The sequence below is a fragment of the Streptomyces sp. NPDC088116 genome (genome assembly GCF_044741745.1).
Lineage (GTDB): Bacteria > Actinomycetota > Actinomycetes > Streptomycetales > Streptomycetaceae > Streptomyces.
The window spans coordinates 316,143-330,968 of record NZ_JBIUTF010000003.1; the positions used below are offsets into that span (position 1 = coordinate 316,143).

The following is a 14,826-nucleotide window of genomic DNA, read 5'->3' on the forward strand; positions in this document are numbered from 1 at the left end:
CCGACAAGGAGACGAGGAAATGAGCAACCCGTTCGAGGACGCGGACGCCACCTATCTGGTGCTGGTCAACGACGAGGGACAGCACTCCCTGTGGCCGGTCTTCGCCGAGATCCCCGCCGGCTGGACCACCGCCCACGGCCCGGACGCCCGGCAGGCGTGCCTCGACCACATCGAGGAGAACTGGACCGACATGCGGCCCAAGAGCCTGGTGGACGCCATGGACGCCGCCGCCCCAGCCTCCTAGGGCCTGTTGCCGGAGTCCCGCCTGCCCGGAGTGACTCCGACGACACGCCCCAGGACCTTTCACCCCTTCACCACACCGTCGATCACCAACGAACACAGGAGAAGAACCATGTCTGAAGCACGTGAACTGCACCTGGACGAGCTGCGCGAGATCGTCGCCGAGGTGCTCGAGGTCGAGCCCGAGGAGATCACCGAGACGGGCTCGTTCGTGGACGAGCACGAGGCGGACTCGCTGCGGGCGATCGAGATCCTCGCGAGGATCGAGAAGAAGTACAAGATCGACATTCCGCAGGCCGAGCTGCCCAACATGGGCCACCTCAAGGCCGTCTACGACGTCGTGGCCGAGCAGGCCGGCTGGCAGGACTGACCCCCGCCGATCCGACGACGTCACGAGGGAAGGGACGGACATGAGTGCAGCAACAGTTCAGGAGACCGGTCCACCACCCGCGGGCCCGCCGGGCCGCTCGGTGGCCTGGGCCGGATACTCGGCCGCGGTGCTGGCCGGCGCCTTCGGCCTGGTCAGCTTCTACTGGGCGGCCGGAGGAACGGTCGGCCTCGACACCCTGGGAGGCAAGATCCAGGAGATGGCGGGCCACCGGGATCCCGGATTCATCGCCGTCGTGTGGATCACCGGTGCCATGAAGGTCGCGGGCGCCGTGTTCTCCCTGTCCCTCGTCCAGTCGTGGGGCCGGATCTTCCCCCGCCCGCTGATGCTCCTCGCGGGCTGGGGCGGTTCGGTCGGGCTGATCCTCTACGGGGCCTTGCAGGTGGGGACCCTGGTGCTGGTGGCCGGCGGCGTCCTCACGCCGAGCGATCCCATCGAATGGAAGCCGCTGCTGTGGCGCCTGTTCTTCTGGGACCTGTCGTTCCTGGTGTGGGGCGTCCTGCTCCTCCTGGCCACTCGCCACTACGTCAAGAACCGTCCGCGGCGCCCGCAGAGAGTCGCAGAGAAGTGATCTACGACAACGCGCAAGACCTGGTCCTCGACAGTCTCTTCCTGCGGTTCGACGGACTCGTTCCCGATATCCGGCTGCTGCTCAAAATCGAAGGGTTCAACCCTGCCGGGTCGATCAAACTGAAGACCGCCATCGGCCTCGTCGAGGACGCGAAGCGGTGGAATCTGCTGAAGCCCGGCGGCCGCGTCATCGAATCGTCCTCGGGCAATCTCGGAGTGGCGCTGAGTTCGGTGTGCGCCGCCGGCGGATACCACTTCACCTGCGTCACCGACCCGAACACCTCACCGCAGAACGCCGCGCTGATCCGGGCGTTCGGCGCGGAGCTCGTGGTCGTCGACAAGAAGGACGCCAACGGCGGATACCTCCAGTCCCGGATCGACTACATCGGCGACCGGCTCCAGGAGGACCCCTCCCTGTTCTGGCCGAACCAGTACGCCAACGAGGCCAACCCCCGTATCCACTACGACAGGACCGCCGCCTCCATCCTCGAAGAGGTGCCCGAGGTGGACTATCTGTTCGTCGGCGCCGGCACCACCGGAACCCTGATGGGCTGCGCGGCCTTCTTCCGCGAACACTCCCCGCGGACCCGGGTGATCGCGGTGGACACGGCCGGCTCCGTCACCTTCGGGTTCCCGCCGGGCAAGCGGCATCTGCCCGGACTCGGCACCAGCCGCAGGCCCGAGCTGTGCGCCCCCGAACTCGTCGACGAGGTCGTCATCGTCCCCGAGTCGGAAGCCGTACGGATGTGCCGCTCGGTCGCCAGGAGCCGGGGCATCGCCATGGGCGCGTCCACCGGCTCCGTCCTGGCCGCCCTGGCACGCAAGGGCGGTGAACTGCCCGCGGGATCCACCGTGGTCGCCATCGCCCCCGACAACGGCGACCGCTACCTCAACACCGTCTACGACGACGCCTGGGTCGTGGAGCGGTTCGGCCTGTCCGCCGTGGCCCCCCACCGGGTGGACGACCGTCCCGACACCGACGGCCCGCTGCTCCTGAAAGGTTGACATGTTCGATTTCCACGTGGTCAGCGGCGAGACCGCCCGCCGGGTCATCGGCAGATCGAGGACCCGGATCGTGGAGGAGGTGCGCGAGACCTACCTCACCCACGACCAGGGCGACTCGGTCAACCCCAACAGCTACTTCCTGCGGTTCCCCGACAAGCCCGACAGCCGGATCATCGCCCTGCCCGCCTACCTGGGCGGGCGGCACAACACCGCCGGGATCAAGTGGATCGCCAGCTTCCCGGCCAACATCGAGCGCTCCGTACCGCGCGCCTCGGCCGTGCTGCTGCTCAACGACTACGCGACCGGCTACCCCTTCGCCTGCCTCGAAGCGTCCCAGATCAGCGCCGCCCGTACCGCGGCCTCGGCCGTCCTCGCCGCGGAGACCCTGACCGGCGGGCACACCGCACGGCGGCTCCTCGTGGTGGGCGCCGGCATCATCGCCCGCAACATCCTGGAGTTCTTCCAGGCGCGGGACTGGGCGATCGACGAGGTGCTGGTCCACGACCACTCCCCGCAATACGCCCAGTCGCTCGCTGACTTCACCACCGGCACCCTCGGCTACCGGGCGAGCAGCGCCCCCGACCGGGACGCGGCCGTCGCCGAAGCCGACCTGGTGGTGCTCGCCACGACCGCCGGGGAGCCCTACCTCACCCGGCCCGGCACCTTCGCCCCCGGGCAGACCGTTCTCAACATCTCACTGCGGGACATCGGCCCGGAGATCATCGAGGGCGCGTACAACATCGTGGACGACATCGGCCACTGCCTCACCGCGAACACCTCCCCGCACCTCGCGGAACAGAAGTACGGCCACCGCGAATTCATCACGGGAACCCTCGCGGAGGTCATCCGGGGCGAGGTGCGGGTCCCCGGCGACCGGCCCGTCGTCTTCTCGCCCTTCGGACTCGGCGTACTCGATCTGGCCGTGGGCGGACTCGTCCACCAGGCCGCACTCGACCAGGGCGAAGCCGTCTCCATCGACGGATTCTTCGGCGAGACCACCCGTTGGTAACTCCCGCTCGTAGCCGGTGACCTTCACCCGCCCCAGCGGACAACCCACCCATATTCCGGACCCGAAGCACGAGGTAATCCCATGTCCACAGAACGCCGCGCCCTGGTCACCGGGGGCTCGCGCGGAATCGGCAGAAGCGTTGCCATCCGCCTCGCCCAGGACGGAATGGACATCGCATTCTGCTACCGCAGCGAGAAGGAACGGGCGGAGGAGACCGCCGCGCTGATCCGCGAGCAGGGCGTGCGCTGTTACCACGCGCCCTGCGACGTAGCGGACTTCGAAGCCGTCCAGGGCTTCATCAAGGACGCCGAGGCCGAACTCGGCCCCCTCGACACCCTCGTCAACTCGGCCGGGATCGTCCGGGACAACCCGCTCGTGCTCATGCCCCTGGAGGACTGGAACGCCGTCATCGACGCCAGCCTCACCGGCACCTTCAACTTCTGCCGGTCCATGGCGTTCGGCTTCATGAAGCGCAAGAAAGGCGTCATCGTCAACATCTCGTCGGTGGCGGGCATCCACGGCAACAAGGCACAGACCAACTACTCCGCCGCCAAGGCCGGGATCAACGGGATGAGCAGGTCGCTCGCCAAGGAACTCGGCCCGTACAACATGCGGGTCAACGTCGTAGCGCCCGGGTTCATCGAGACCGACATGACCGCGCGTCTCTCGGACAAGGTGCGCGAGCAGGCACTCGGCCAGGTCCCGCTGCGACGCTTCGGACGCCCCGAGGACGTGGCCGATCTGGTGTCCTTCCTCGCCTCCGACCGTGCCGACTACATCACCGGCCAGGTCTTCCAGGTCGATGGCGGCATCGTCCTGTGAACCGCCGGTTCGCCGCCCCGCTGGCAGCCGTCGACAGCGTCGACGGCGCCGCCGGCACACGGATCGAGGCGGTCAAACGGATCGTCGCCGACGACCCGTATCTGGTGGGCCACTACCCGGACTTCACCATCTACCCGGGTGTGTTCACCATCGAGTCCGTCCACCAGGCCGTGAGGCAGTGGGCCGCCGAGCGGCACGGCCCGGCAACGGCCGTCGAACTGACCGCGATCACCTCCGTCAGCTTCGCCGCCCCGCTGCTCCCGGGAGACACGATGAGCATCGGCTGCGACGTGACCGCCCTGGACACTCCGTCCACCGTGCGCGTCAAGGCCCGGTGCCACCGCGCCGACGGCGTCCTCGCCGCCCGGATGACCCTCGAACTGCGTATCCGGGAGGACGGACATGACGACGCTTGAGCACGCCGACATCCGCCGGATCCTCCCGCACCGCCACCCCGTACTGCTCGTCGACCGTGCCCTGGAGATCGAGCCCGGCGCACGCATCGTCACCACGAAGGCCGTCACCGGCAGCGAGCCCTGCTACGCCGGCCTGGACGAGAACCTCCCCACCGCCGCCTACGCCTACCCCGTCTCGCTGCTCGTCGAGTCGTTCGGGCAGAGCGGCGCCGTCCTGTGGCTGCACTCGGCGGTCCTGAAGGACGAACCCGTCGAGGGCACCCTCATCTTCGGGTCCGCCCGCGACGTGACGATCACGGGCAGCGCCTACCCCGGCGATGTGATCCGACACGTCGTCGAGATCGACCGGATCATCGGAGGCAACGCCCTCATGCGGGGCGAGATCTGGGTGGGCGACGTCCGTATCGCCACCCTGGGCTCGGTACTCGCCGTCGTACGCGACGAACTCGCCTCCGACGCGGCCGACGCCTCCGAAGGCTCCTGAACTCCCCGAACCGCTCACCGTCCCCATCCCCGCCACAACGCAGGAGAAGAACCATGTCCGAAACGCGTGAACTGCACCTGGACGAGCTGCGCGAGATCGTCGCCGAGGTGCTCGAGGTCGAGCCCGAGGAGATCACCGAGACGGGCTCGTTCGTGGACGAGCACGAGGCGGACTCGCTGCGGGCGATCGAGATCCTCGCGAGGATCGAGAAGAAGTACAAGATCGACATTCCGCAGGCCGAGCTGCCGAACATGGGCCACCTCAAGGCCGTCTACGACGTCGTGGCCGAGCAGGCCGGCTGGCAGGACTGACCATCATGAACCGACGCGTCGTCATCACAGGTCTCGGACCTGTCTCCAGCATCGGCACCGGAGTCCGGGAGTTCGGGCAGGCACTGCGCGAGGGCCGCAGCGGCATCTCCCCGATCTCCAGCTTCGACTCCACCGGCTTCCCGCACTACATGGCCGGCGAGGTCACGGACTTCGACCCGAAGACCATGCTGCGCACCATCTCGCCCGCCGAATGGGGCCGCACCAGCCTGTTCGCCGCCGCGGCCGCCCGGCTCGCCGTCGAGGACTCCGGCATCGACCGGGAGCGGCTGTCCGCGGCGGCCGCGGGCTCCAGCATCGGCACCACCAGCGGTGAGTCGCAGGTCATCGAGCAGCTGACCGCCGAGTGGGTCCACACGGGCCTCTCCGGCATCACCCCCGCATACGCCGCGCAGGCACCCGCGTCCCGGCTGGCCAACGCCGTCAACCAGGAACTCGGCCTCACCGGGGAGGCCGTGACGCTCTCCACCGCCTGCTCCGCCAGCAACTACGCGCTGGGCTACGCCTACGACCAGATCCTCACCGGCGACGCCGACTACATGATCGCCGGAGGGGCGGACTCGGTGTGCCGCTGGGCCCACGCCGGGTTCTACCGTCTCGGCGCGCTCACCGAGAAGGTCTGCTCCCCCTTCGACCAGGACCGCTCGGGCATCCTGACCGGCGAAGGCGGGGCCGCGCTCTTCCTGGAGACCCTGGAGTCGGCCACCGCGCGCGGCGCGCACATCTACGCCGAGGTGCTCGGCTACGGCCTCAACTGCGACGCCAACCACATGGTCGCCCCCGACCCCGTCAGCATCGCCGAGTGCATGCGCCGGGCCCACCGCAACGCGGGCATCACACCCGCCGACGTGGACTACATCTGCGCCCACGGCACCGGAACCCCCGCCAACGACACGATGGAGGCCAAGGCCGTCGTCGAGGTCTTCGGAGAGAGGCCGCCGCCGATCAGCTCCATCAAGTCCATGCTCGGCCACACCATGGGCGCGGCCAGCGGATTCGGCGCCATCGCCTCCGCGCTCGCCCTGGACGAGGGCTTCCTGCCCCCGACCACCAACTACCGGACCCCGGACCCGGGCATGCCCGGAATCGACCCCGTGCCGAACGAGAGCCGTCCCGCGCAGCCCAAGGTCGTGCAGAACAACGGATTCGCCTTCGGCGGCAACAACGCCATCACGATCCTCGGACAGGTCGCATGAACACCACCGCCACCGCCCCCGGCGTCGCCCAGGACGCCCCGCCACCCCACGCAACCCCGCGCGACGGGACCCTGGCCATCACCGGCTGGGGCGTCGTCACCTCCCTGGCCATCGGCGCGGACGAGTTCACCACCGCCGTGGGCGAAGGCCGCAGCGGCCTTCGCGAGGTCACCGGGATGTTCGACGAGGAACTGCCGGAGGACGAGGCGTTCGCCATGCCCGACTTCCGGGTCCGCGACCATCTCGGCCGCAAGGGAACCAGCTTCTTCGACCGCAGCACCTCCCTGGGCCTGCTGGGCTGCACCCTGGCGCTCGACGACACCGACCTGCTCGTGACCGACGAAAACCGCGACCGCGTGGGCATCGTCCTGGGCACCACCGCGGGCAGTATCAAGGCCACCAGCGACTACAGCCGCGAGACGCTGGTCAACGACCGGCCCTACCTGGTCAACCCGGTGCTGTTCCCCAACACCGTGATGAACTGCGCCGCCGGCCAGTCGGCGATCTGGCACAAGCTCAAGGGCGTCAACGCCACGGTCGCGGGCGGACAACTCGCCGGACTGAGCGCCTTGCGCTACGCACGCAACCAGATCCGGCGCGGCTATGTGGACGCCCTGCTCGTCGGCTCCGTCGAGGAGTTCAGTCCGCACACCGCCTGGTTCGCCCACCGCCAGCACAGCGAGCGGGAGGACCGCGCCCGTCTGGGGGAGGGCTCCGCCGTCTTCATGGTCGAGGACGCGGCGACCGTGCGCGAGTCCGGCCGGCTGCCCGATGCCGAGGTGCTCGCCGTCGAGGCGGGCACATACGGCCCGCCCGGACGCACTCCCGATGCGGGAGAGGGGCTCGCCCACTGCGTTCTCCGCGCCCTGAAGCGGGCCGGCGTGGAGCCGTCGCAGGTACGGGCGGTTGCCTCCGGTGAGTGCGGGATCGAGCCCCTGGACGACATCGAACGCCGGGGCATCGAAAGCGCGTTGGGCACCGAGGTGTGGCACGTACGCGCCAAGGAATGGGTCGGCGAGTGCCAGAGCGCCGCCGGTTCGCTCCAGATCGCCGCACTGCTGGCCGGTCACCGCAGCCACCCGGAACTCGACGGGGCGGTGTCCGTCGTCACCTCCGTCTCGCCCGACGGCTCCGTCGGGGCGGCCGTACTGAGGGGGTGGCACCGTGGACGTCGCGATCACCGGAGCTGACTTCCTCACCTGCCTCGGCGACGCCGACGCCACCTTCGCCGCGCTGCGCGAGGGTGTCGACGGCAGCGAGCCGCTGCGCTTCTACGACACCGGCCGCATGGGCGTCACCCGCGGCTACCACGTGGACGACGAGGGCGAGGACCAGGACGAACCGGCACTGCGTGCCGGGCGCTGGCTCGCCCGGTGCGTGGACCGCGCCGTCCGCCAGGCCGGGATCGACCCGGCGCGCGAGCGGGTGTCCGTCATCGTCGGCACCGGCCTGCGTGAGCTGCGTGCCGTCGAGCGCTGGGCCCTGGACGACGTCCCCGTACACCGTCGTGATCTGCATTTCGACGCGGCGGTACGCGCGGTGCTCCCGGAGGTCACCGAGGTGATCACGGTGTCCAACGCCTGCTCCGCCTCCGGGCACGCCCTCGCCCTGGCACAGGACATGCTCGCGGCGGGCGAGGCCGACGCGGTCGTGGCCGCGGGCTGCGACGCGATGAGCGAGAGCATGCTCACGATGATCGGCCGGGTCGCCGACACTCCGACCGCCGCGCTCCAGCCCTTCCAAGAGGGGCGCGCGGGCGTCCTGTTGGGCGAGGGCGCGGTGGCGGTGGTGCTCCAGGCCGGTACGGCCGAGGGCATCCGCCCGCTCGCCACCGTCCTGGGGACGGGCCTGTCCTGCGACGCCCACCACGAGACGGCTCCCGACGTCGGCGGCATCGTCGCCGCCATGCGGGACGCCCACGGCCGCGCCGGGGTGAGCCCGGGGGACATCGGCCTGGTGCTCGCCCACGGCACCGGCACCGCCCTCAACGACCCCACCGAGGCCGCCGCCCTGCGCGAGGTCTTCGACGGTGCCGCTCCGGGACCGCTGGTCACCGGCGTCAAGGGAGCCATCGGACACACCTCGGGGAGCGCCGCGCTGATGAGCCTGCTCATCGCCGTGGAGTCGATACGCACCGGCTCGGTGCCCGCCACGGTGGGCCTGAGCGAGCCGATCCCACAAGCGGCGGGGCTGCGCCTCGTCGTCGGGGAGCCCGCCGACTGCGACGCCCGCGTCGCCCAGGTCAACGCCTTCGGATTCGGCGGGGTCAACGCCGTCAGCATCATCAGGGTGGACCGATGAACAACACCGCGCACCCCACCGGATTCGCGACGGGCGTGAGGGTCACCGCGTACGCCCTCCACGTCCCCGGTGCCGACACGCCGACGGCAGGTGCCGCCGGCGACCTGTTCACGTCCGTGGCCCCCGAACCGGCGTGTGGTCCGGACGAGGCGCACACCGTGCTCGGCCGCAAAGGGCTGCTGTACAAGGAGGACTCGACGCGGCTCGCGCTGTGCGCCGTACACCGGGCGTTCGGCCTTCCCCCGGGCAAGCTGAAGGAACCGCTCCCCGGTGCGGCCGGCACCGCCGTCGTCGTCGCCTCCAACCTCGGCAACGTACGGACCGTCCGCGACATCGTGGCCGAGATGCGCGCCGGCAGCGGCCACGACGTCAGCCCCCTGAACGGCCCGAACGCGTCCAGCAATGTGATCGCCAGTACCCTCGCCATCCGCTACGGCTTCACCGGGCCGAACCTGATGGTGTGCGCCGGCGCCACCTCCGGCCTCGACGCGGTCCGGCTCGGCGCCCTGCTGCTGCGCGCGGGCCGCGCCCGGCGGGTCGTGGTGGTCGGTGTCGAACCCGACGACGAAGTCGCCCGGCCCCTGGCCGCCCTGCGGCCGCAAGGAGCCGAACTGCGCGCGGCGGCGGCCTGCGTGGTGCTGGAGGCCGAGGGCGAGGGGCCGCGCCTGGGGAGCGTACGCCACCATCCCCTGCCCGACGCTCTCGCCGACTCCGAGGCACCGGCCGCGCTCCGGCTGGCCGCACCGGGAGCGGTGGGCACCTCGGGCGGGATCGACCTCTCCGACCACGTGGGCGAGACGTACGGCGCCCTCGGGGTGCTCCAACTCGTCGTCGCCGCGGCCTGGTTGTCGTCGTCCGCCGAACAGCGCGGCGGCGCGCTGATCACCTGTGGCGACGACGAGGACGGCTACGCCTCCGTACGTCTCGACCCGGCCGGCGACCGAGTCCCCGCGGGAGCCTCCTGAGATGGCGAAGCCGAAGGAGGCGTCCTGGCTGGAGTTCTGGACGCCCGTGGCCGAAGTCCTCGGACCGCGCGAGCGGTTGGCGGTGTCCCGGGCGCCCGGGACGACGGGACCCGTGGTGGCGCTGGTCCACGGTCTCGAAGGCAACTGGGACAGTTGGCGGCCCCTCATCGAGGCGCTCACGGGCTTCCGGGCGTACGCGCTCGATCTGCCCTGGCGCGCGGGCAACCCTTACCGCTGGCGGCAGCACGGCACACCGGCCGACTGGCTGCGACAGGCCCTGGACCTCGTCCCGGAACCCGTCGACGTCCTGCTCGGCCACTCCTTCGGCTCCAACGCCGTACTCGAACACCTGGCAACGTCCGACGGCACCCGGATTCCGTCCGCCGCCGTACTCCTGGCCCCGTTCTACCGCCCGGAGAGCCTCACGGTGGACTGGCGGCTGCATGACGCGGCGCTCGCCGGTTTCCGCCGGGTCATCGCCGACGGTGTGGGCGTGGGACTGGGGGAGCGCGCCAGGACCATCGACCCCGACGTCCTCACCGCGATGGTGGACACCACCCTCGAACGGATCGGACCCGTCGGATTCCTGAGCCTGTTCCTCCAGTTCGTGGGCACCACCGAACTCGCCCTGGCCGATGTCGCCGTGCCCACTCTCGTCCTGGCGGGGCAGCACGACGAGTCCCTGGCCGGAAACCGGGCGACGGCCCTGGCCGCCGCCATGCCCACGGCAACGGTCCGTCAGCACGCCCACTACGGCCACTTCTGCCACGCCGAGCAGACCGGCGACGTGGCGGCGGAAATCGCCGCCTTCCTGACGAACACCCTCATGAACACCCGCTCCGCAACCCCGCGAACACCCGTTCCGTAAGCCCATGAACACCCGCTCCGTGACTCCCGTGAACACCCGCTCCGTAAGGAATACGCCATGACAGTCCTGCTCGACGGCAGCCTCACCACCCCGGTGGGCAGCCCCCGCTACGAGGGCGCCAACATCCGTACGTGGATCGGCTTCAAGCACTTCATGTACCTCACGGAGGAAGCGATCCTCGAGTACTTCCGCGAGCGCGGAGTGGGAGCGGAGACGCTCTACCACACCTACGGTCTGGGCCTGGAGATCGTGGACCACTCGGTGAGCCTGCCGGCCACGCTCGGTGTGGACGACAAGGTGACCGCGGTCGTGGAGCCCGGCAAGCCCAAGCCCGGTCACGGCGCGCCGTTCAAGGTGCGACTGACCGTCGAACGGGACGGCGAGACCGTCACGGTGCTCACCGGCAAGATCCGTGTCGCGCTGGTCGCGCTGAAGGACGCGCCGAGCGGAGTCCAGCCCGTCCCGTCGTTCCTGGAGCCCTACACCGTCCCCGAGGTGTCCGCGCTCGCCGACGCCGTCGACACCCCCTCGCCGGAGGTCGCGGCGAGCGATGTCCCCGGTCTGCTCGCCCCCGCCGGCTCCAACGCGTTCCTGTGGTCCTGGCGGATCCCGTACTTCTACTGCCACTTCTCCGACCGTCTCCAGCACTCGGGCTACGTCCGCGCGATGGAGGAGGTCGTCGACCGTTTCCTGGAGGACCGGGGCATCTCCATCCGCACCATGCTCGTCGAGCGGGGCTGGATCCCGGTCGTGTCGCGGGCGCGGGTGCACATGCTGGCCGACGCGTACATGGAGGAGACCTTGCACACCGTCTTCACTGTCGAGGAGATCATCAAGGAAGTGATGTACACCGCGACGTTCAACACCTATGTGTACCGCGACGGGCGGCTCGTGCACACCGCCACCGGCAGCATCATGCACGGATACGCGGTCAGCCGCGGCGAGAACGCGGGCTCGCTCGCCGAGTTCGACGACACCACCCGTACCGCCCTGCTCGGAGGCGGGCGATGAGCGCCACGGAGCCGGCGAACACCACGAAGCCGATGAGCACCACGAAGCCGATGAGCACCACGAAGCCGAAGAAGAAGCTGAAGCGGCCGCCCCGGCTGTACTTCAACCTGCGCAGCCCGTTCAGCTGGATGGGCCTGCGTCAATTGGAGGAGCGCTTCCCGCAGGCCCCGGACGTCATCGAGTATTTCCCGTACTGGGACCCGGACGAGAAGACCGTGGCCGCGCTCGACGAGCGGGGATCCGGCTTCCACTACACCCAGATGAGCAAGGCCAAGCACCTCTACATCCTCCAGGACACCAAGCGGCTCTCCACACGCTTCGGTTACACCATGGCCTGGCCGATCGACATCGACCCGTGGTGGGAACGTCCGCACCTGGCCTGGCTCAAGGCGCGTCACCTCGGCCGCGAGCGTGAGTTCTACACGGCCGTGACCGCGGCCCGCTGGGAGCGCGGCGAGAACATCTGCGACGCCGACGTGCTGCGCCGCGTCGCCGAGTCGGCGGGCTTCGACGGCGACGAGATGCTGGCCGCCGCCGATGACCCGGAGCTGCGCGCCGAGGGCGTGGACGCGCTCGCGGCCGCCTACGACGACGATGTGTTCGGCATCCCGTACTTCAAGGTCGGACGGCACCGCTTCTGGGGGCTCGACCGCGTCGACGCCTTCCTCGACGAGCTGATCCCGGCCCTGGAGAACGCGGCCCAACTCACCCCCGCCACGCCGCAGGAGGTGCCCTCCGACCTGCTCGACCGGGTCGGCGCGTACGACTCCGACTCGGCGGGCGGCTGCGGCTGAACGGAAGGTCCCGTGCTACCGACAGCCGCCGGCCCGGCCCTCGAAGGCCGCCGCAGAAGAGTGCTCCTCAGCAGTGTGTCCTCCGACGCGCACACATGGAACCTGGTCTTCCTCCAGTTGCTCCTGGAGGAGATGGGCCATGACGTCACCAACCTCGGCGCGTGCGTGCCCGACGAGATGCTGATCCGGGAGTGCGCCGCACTCCGTCCCGACCTGGTGGTGATCAGTACGGTCAACGGTCACGGACACGCGGACGGGAAGCGGCTGATCGGCAAGGTGCGCGCCCAGCCGGAAACACGGCACACCCCGGTGGTGATCGGCGGAAAGCTGGGCATCACCGGGGGCACCCAGGCGACGGCGTCGCACGAACTCGTGATGGCCGGGTTCGACGCGGTGTTCCAGGACGACGCGGACCCGGCCGCCCTGGGCCGCTTCATGGACACCCTGGAACCCGCGCCGAAAACCCGGGAGTTCGGCCCGGATGCCCGGAAAACCGGCCCGGACGTCCTGGAGCCCGGCCCCGATGTCCTGGAGCCCGCGTCATGAGCGCCGCCCGGGGCTCCTTCGTGGGCCTGGCGGAGGTGCGCCGTTCAACGGGTCTCCTGGTCCAGCCCCGCATGGGCTTCAGCAGCCCCGGTCAGATGCGTCAGGGCCTCGCCGCCACCCGGGGGGCGCGCGCGGCCACCGTGGGTACCCTCACCCTCGACAGCTATACGAGGGTGAAGGACTACGCGTCCGTCGAGCGCGCCCTCGCCGAGGACATCGGGCTCAACGGCTATCCGATCGTCACCCACGGCGTGGAGACCACCCGGGACGTCCTGGACGGCATCCGCGGTCCCGGCTTCCCCGTCCAGATCCGGCACGGCTCCGCCCTGCCGGACGACATCTTCGCCACCCTCGTCGCCGCCGGGCTGGACGCCACCGAGGGCGGCCCCGTCTCGTACTGCCTGCCCTACAGCCGCGTCCCGCTCGCCGTCGCCACCGACGCGTGGGCCCGCTGCTGCGAGCAGTTCGCGCGGCTGCGGGACGAGAGGGGCATCGAGCCGCACCTGGAGAGTTTCGGCGGCTGCATGATGGGCCAGATGTGCCCGCCCAGTCTGCTCATCGCCATCACCGTGCTCGAAGGGCTCTTCTTCCACCAGCACGGGCTGCGCAGCGTCTCCCTCAGCTTCGCCCAGGGGACCGACCGGCGGCAGGACGAGGAGGCCGTCGCCGCCCTCCGCTCCCTGGCCGCGGAACTCCTTCCGCGCGGCACGGACTGGCACATCGTCCTGTACACGTACATGGGCAAGTACCCGCGTACGCGCGAGGGCGGGCTGCACCTGCTGCGCGAGGCGGCCGAACTCGCCGTACGCGGCGGCGCCGCGCGGCTGATCGTCAAGACCCCCGCCGAGTCCCGGCGCATTCCCACCATCGAGGAGAACGTCGAAGCGCTGGAGTTCGCGGGCGCGGCGGCGGCAGCGGTGGAGGGCGCCCCGGCACTCCCGGTCCAGGACACCGGCATCGCCGCCGAGGCCCGGCTCCTCGTCGAAGCGGTCCTCGGCCTCCACGCGGACGTGGGCAAGGCCCTGGTCAGCGCCTTCGCCAAGGGCTATCTCGATGTGCCCTACTGCCTGCACGCCGACAACCCAGGCCGCTCGCGCAGCTACATCGACGAGGCGGGGCGGCTGAGCTGGGCCTCCGTCGGCGCGATGCCCATTCGCGGCGTGACCGGCTCCCGCGAGCGCGAGCACCGGGTCGGCAGCGCGGAACTTCTGACGGCGCTCTCCTACGTGGAACGCACACACGACCGCCTGGCACTGCACGGCGGCGATCCGAGAACACCGGGAGCACACCATGAACTGGACGCTGGAACGACTGCTTCCGACCTTCGACAAACGTGAACACCACAGTCGCCTGATCCACGCACCCCAGGAGCGCGTCTGGGACATCCTCATGGACCTGCGCGCGGGCGACCTCCCCGTCACCCTCGGCCTGATGCGGGTACGGGGCGGTCCCACGGCGTGGGTGAAGGGCATCGACATCGGGGCGCACGAAGGGATGGATCTCCGCGTCCTGGAGTCCATGGCCCCCCGCGAGATGGCCGCCGATCCGCCCCACGAGGTGGTCCTCGGCGACATCGCGCGCTATGTCGCCATGCGCCCCTCCCGCCCGGAGATCGAGCGCGGCGACCCGGAGGCGTTCGCGGCCTTCGCGGAGCCGGGCTGGTCCAAGGTCGTGATGAACTTCCGCCTCACGCCCGAAGGAGACGGCACCCTGCTCTCCACCGAGACCCGCGTCCTGGCCACCGATGCCTCCGCCCGCCGCGCGTTCGCCCTCTACTGGGGTCTCATGCGCGCGGGCAGCGGCCTCATCCGCCACGACATCCTGCGGGCGATCGAGAAGAAGACACGAACGCCGTAACAGCGGTTGCCGATGAGAGCGGGGG

General features: G+C 70.2%; 19 protein-coding genes. All 19 read left to right on the top strand.

Features of this window, described 5'->3' with window-relative positions:
• The first annotated feature begins 19 nt into the window (after positions 1–19).
• Entirely contained in the window at positions 20–244 is a 225-nt protein-coding gene (locus tag ACIOJD_RS13845) for an MbtH family protein (RefSeq protein ID WP_401912358.1), read from the top strand.
• A 108-nt stretch (positions 245–352) separates the two neighbouring features.
• A complete protein-coding gene (locus ACIOJD_RS13850) occupies positions 353–610 on the top strand; it encodes an acyl carrier protein (protein WP_401912361.1) in 258 nt (85 codons plus the stop codon).
• Positions 611–650: 40 nt separating this feature from the next.
• Entirely contained in the window at positions 651–1,199 is a 549-nt protein-coding gene (locus ACIOJD_RS13855; RefSeq protein ID WP_401912363.1) for a DUF3995 domain-containing protein, read from the top strand.
• Positions 1,196–2,203 carry a 2,3-diaminopropionate biosynthesis protein SbnA gene (gene sbnA, locus ACIOJD_RS13860; RefSeq protein WP_401912365.1) on the top strand — a complete coding sequence of 336 codons (1,008 nt, stop codon included), beginning with the start codon at positions 1,196–1,198 and terminating at the stop codon, positions 2,201–2,203. The genes ACIOJD_RS13855 and sbnA overlap by 4 nt, the downstream gene beginning before the upstream one ends.
• Before the next feature lies 1 nt (position 2,204).
• Complete coding sequence (gene sbnB, locus ACIOJD_RS13865; RefSeq protein ID WP_401912368.1) at positions 2,205–3,212, top strand: 2,3-diaminopropionate biosynthesis protein SbnB; 1,008 nt, start codon at positions 2,205–2,207, stop codon at positions 3,210–3,212.
• Positions 3,213–3,293: 81 nt separating this feature from the next.
• The gene (gene fabG / locus ACIOJD_RS13870) at positions 3,294–4,034 is read left to right on the top strand and encodes a 3-oxoacyl-[acyl-carrier-protein] reductase (RefSeq protein WP_401912370.1); all 741 of its coding nucleotides are present in this window, start codon (positions 3,294–3,296) and stop codon (positions 4,032–4,034) included.
• Entirely contained in the window at positions 4,031–4,450 is a 420-nt protein-coding gene (locus tag ACIOJD_RS13875; RefSeq protein WP_401912373.1) for a 3-hydroxyacyl-ACP dehydratase FabZ family protein, read from the top strand. Before fabG ends, ACIOJD_RS13875 begins: the two co-directional genes overlap by 4 nt.
• Positions 4,437–4,934, top strand: a complete 498-nt coding sequence (locus ACIOJD_RS13880) for a 3-hydroxyacyl-ACP dehydratase FabZ family protein (protein ID WP_401912376.1) — start codon at positions 4,437–4,439, stop codon at positions 4,932–4,934. The genes ACIOJD_RS13875 and ACIOJD_RS13880 overlap by 14 nt, the downstream gene beginning before the upstream one ends.
• A 53-nt stretch (positions 4,935–4,987) precedes the next feature.
• On the top strand, positions 4,988–5,245 hold the full coding sequence (locus ACIOJD_RS13885) for an acyl carrier protein (protein WP_401912378.1): 258 nt from the start codon (positions 4,988–4,990) through the stop codon (positions 5,243–5,245).
• A 5-nt stretch (positions 5,246–5,250) separates the two neighbouring features.
• Positions 5,251–6,459 carry a beta-ketoacyl-[acyl-carrier-protein] synthase family protein gene (locus tag ACIOJD_RS13890; RefSeq protein WP_401912381.1) on the top strand — a complete coding sequence of 403 codons (1,209 nt, stop codon included), beginning with the start codon at positions 5,251–5,253 and terminating at the stop codon, positions 6,457–6,459.
• Positions 6,456–7,649, top strand: a complete 1,194-nt coding sequence (locus ACIOJD_RS13895) for a beta-ketoacyl synthase N-terminal-like domain-containing protein (protein WP_401912383.1) — start codon at positions 6,456–6,458, stop codon at positions 7,647–7,649. The genes ACIOJD_RS13890 and ACIOJD_RS13895 overlap by 4 nt, the downstream gene beginning before the upstream one ends.
• Positions 7,624–8,760 (top strand): beta-ketoacyl synthase N-terminal-like domain-containing protein, encoded by a 1,137-nt coding sequence (locus ACIOJD_RS13900; protein ID WP_401912385.1) that lies wholly within the window; start codon positions 7,624–7,626, stop codon positions 8,758–8,760. The genes ACIOJD_RS13895 and ACIOJD_RS13900 overlap by 26 nt, the downstream gene beginning before the upstream one ends.
• Entirely contained in the window at positions 8,757–9,725 is a 969-nt protein-coding gene (locus tag ACIOJD_RS13905; RefSeq protein WP_401912387.1) for a beta-ketoacyl synthase N-terminal-like domain-containing protein, read from the top strand. The genes ACIOJD_RS13900 and ACIOJD_RS13905 overlap by 4 nt, the downstream gene beginning before the upstream one ends.
• A 1-nt stretch (position 9,726) precedes the next feature.
• Positions 9,727–10,593 carry an alpha/beta fold hydrolase gene (locus tag ACIOJD_RS13910; RefSeq protein ID WP_401912389.1) on the top strand — a complete coding sequence of 289 codons (867 nt, stop codon included), beginning with the start codon at positions 9,727–9,729 and terminating at the stop codon, positions 10,591–10,593.
• A 57-nt stretch (positions 10,594–10,650) separates the two neighbouring features.
• Positions 10,651–11,604, top strand: coding sequence for a thioesterase family protein (locus ACIOJD_RS13915; protein WP_401912391.1), 954 nt, complete (start codon positions 10,651–10,653; stop codon positions 11,602–11,604).
• The gene (locus ACIOJD_RS13920) at positions 11,601–12,398 is read left to right on the top strand and encodes a 2-hydroxychromene-2-carboxylate isomerase (RefSeq protein WP_401912393.1); all 798 of its coding nucleotides are present in this window, start codon (positions 11,601–11,603) and stop codon (positions 12,396–12,398) included. Before ACIOJD_RS13915 ends, ACIOJD_RS13920 begins: the two co-directional genes overlap by 4 nt.
• A gap of 12 nt (positions 12,399–12,410) precedes the next feature.
• Positions 12,411–12,944, top strand: coding sequence for a cobalamin B12-binding domain-containing protein (locus ACIOJD_RS13925; RefSeq protein WP_401912395.1), 534 nt, complete (start codon positions 12,411–12,413; stop codon positions 12,942–12,944).
• Positions 12,941–14,281, top strand: a complete 1,341-nt coding sequence (locus tag ACIOJD_RS13930; RefSeq protein WP_401912398.1) for a methylaspartate mutase — start codon at positions 12,941–12,943, stop codon at positions 14,279–14,281. Before ACIOJD_RS13925 ends, ACIOJD_RS13930 begins: the two co-directional genes overlap by 4 nt.
• Positions 14,235–14,801, top strand: coding sequence for a hypothetical protein (locus ACIOJD_RS13935; protein ID WP_401912400.1), 567 nt, complete (start codon positions 14,235–14,237; stop codon positions 14,799–14,801). Before ACIOJD_RS13930 ends, ACIOJD_RS13935 begins: the two co-directional genes overlap by 47 nt.
• Positions 14,802–14,826 lie beyond the last annotated feature (25 nt).

Coding starts and splice junctions, on each gene's coding strand:
- ACIOJD_RS13915 (WP_401912391.1), top strand. CDS start 10,651: ATGACAGTCCTGCTCGACGGCAGCCTCACCACCCCGGTGGGCAGCCCC.
- ACIOJD_RS13920 (WP_401912393.1), top strand. CDS start 11,601: ATGAGCGCCACGGAGCCGGCGAACACCACGAAGCCGATGAGCACCACG.
- ACIOJD_RS13880 (WP_401912376.1), top strand. CDS start 4,437: ATGACGACGCTTGAGCACGCCGACATCCGCCGGATCCTCCCGCACCGC.
- fabG (WP_401912370.1), top strand. CDS start 3,294: ATGTCCACAGAACGCCGCGCCCTGGTCACCGGGGGCTCGCGCGGAATC.
- ACIOJD_RS13895 (WP_401912383.1), top strand. CDS start 6,456: ATGAACACCACCGCCACCGCCCCCGGCGTCGCCCAGGACGCCCCGCCA.
- ACIOJD_RS13845 (WP_401912358.1), top strand. CDS start 20: ATGAGCAACCCGTTCGAGGACGCGGACGCCACCTATCTGGTGCTGGTC.
- ACIOJD_RS13910 (WP_401912389.1), top strand. CDS start 9,727: ATGGCGAAGCCGAAGGAGGCGTCCTGGCTGGAGTTCTGGACGCCCGTG.
- ACIOJD_RS13930 (WP_401912398.1), top strand. CDS start 12,941: ATGAGCGCCGCCCGGGGCTCCTTCGTGGGCCTGGCGGAGGTGCGCCGT.
- ACIOJD_RS13885 (WP_401912378.1), top strand. CDS start 4,988: ATGTCCGAAACGCGTGAACTGCACCTGGACGAGCTGCGCGAGATCGTC.
- sbnB (WP_401912368.1), top strand. CDS start 2,205: ATGTTCGATTTCCACGTGGTCAGCGGCGAGACCGCCCGCCGGGTCATC.
- ACIOJD_RS13850 (WP_401912361.1), top strand. CDS start 353: ATGTCTGAAGCACGTGAACTGCACCTGGACGAGCTGCGCGAGATCGTC.
- ACIOJD_RS13890 (WP_401912381.1), top strand. CDS start 5,251: ATGAACCGACGCGTCGTCATCACAGGTCTCGGACCTGTCTCCAGCATC.
- ACIOJD_RS13935 (WP_401912400.1), top strand. CDS start 14,235: ATGAACTGGACGCTGGAACGACTGCTTCCGACCTTCGACAAACGTGAA.
- ACIOJD_RS13855 (WP_401912363.1), top strand. CDS start 651: ATGAGTGCAGCAACAGTTCAGGAGACCGGTCCACCACCCGCGGGCCCG.
- ACIOJD_RS13905 (WP_401912387.1), top strand. CDS start 8,757: ATGAACAACACCGCGCACCCCACCGGATTCGCGACGGGCGTGAGGGTC.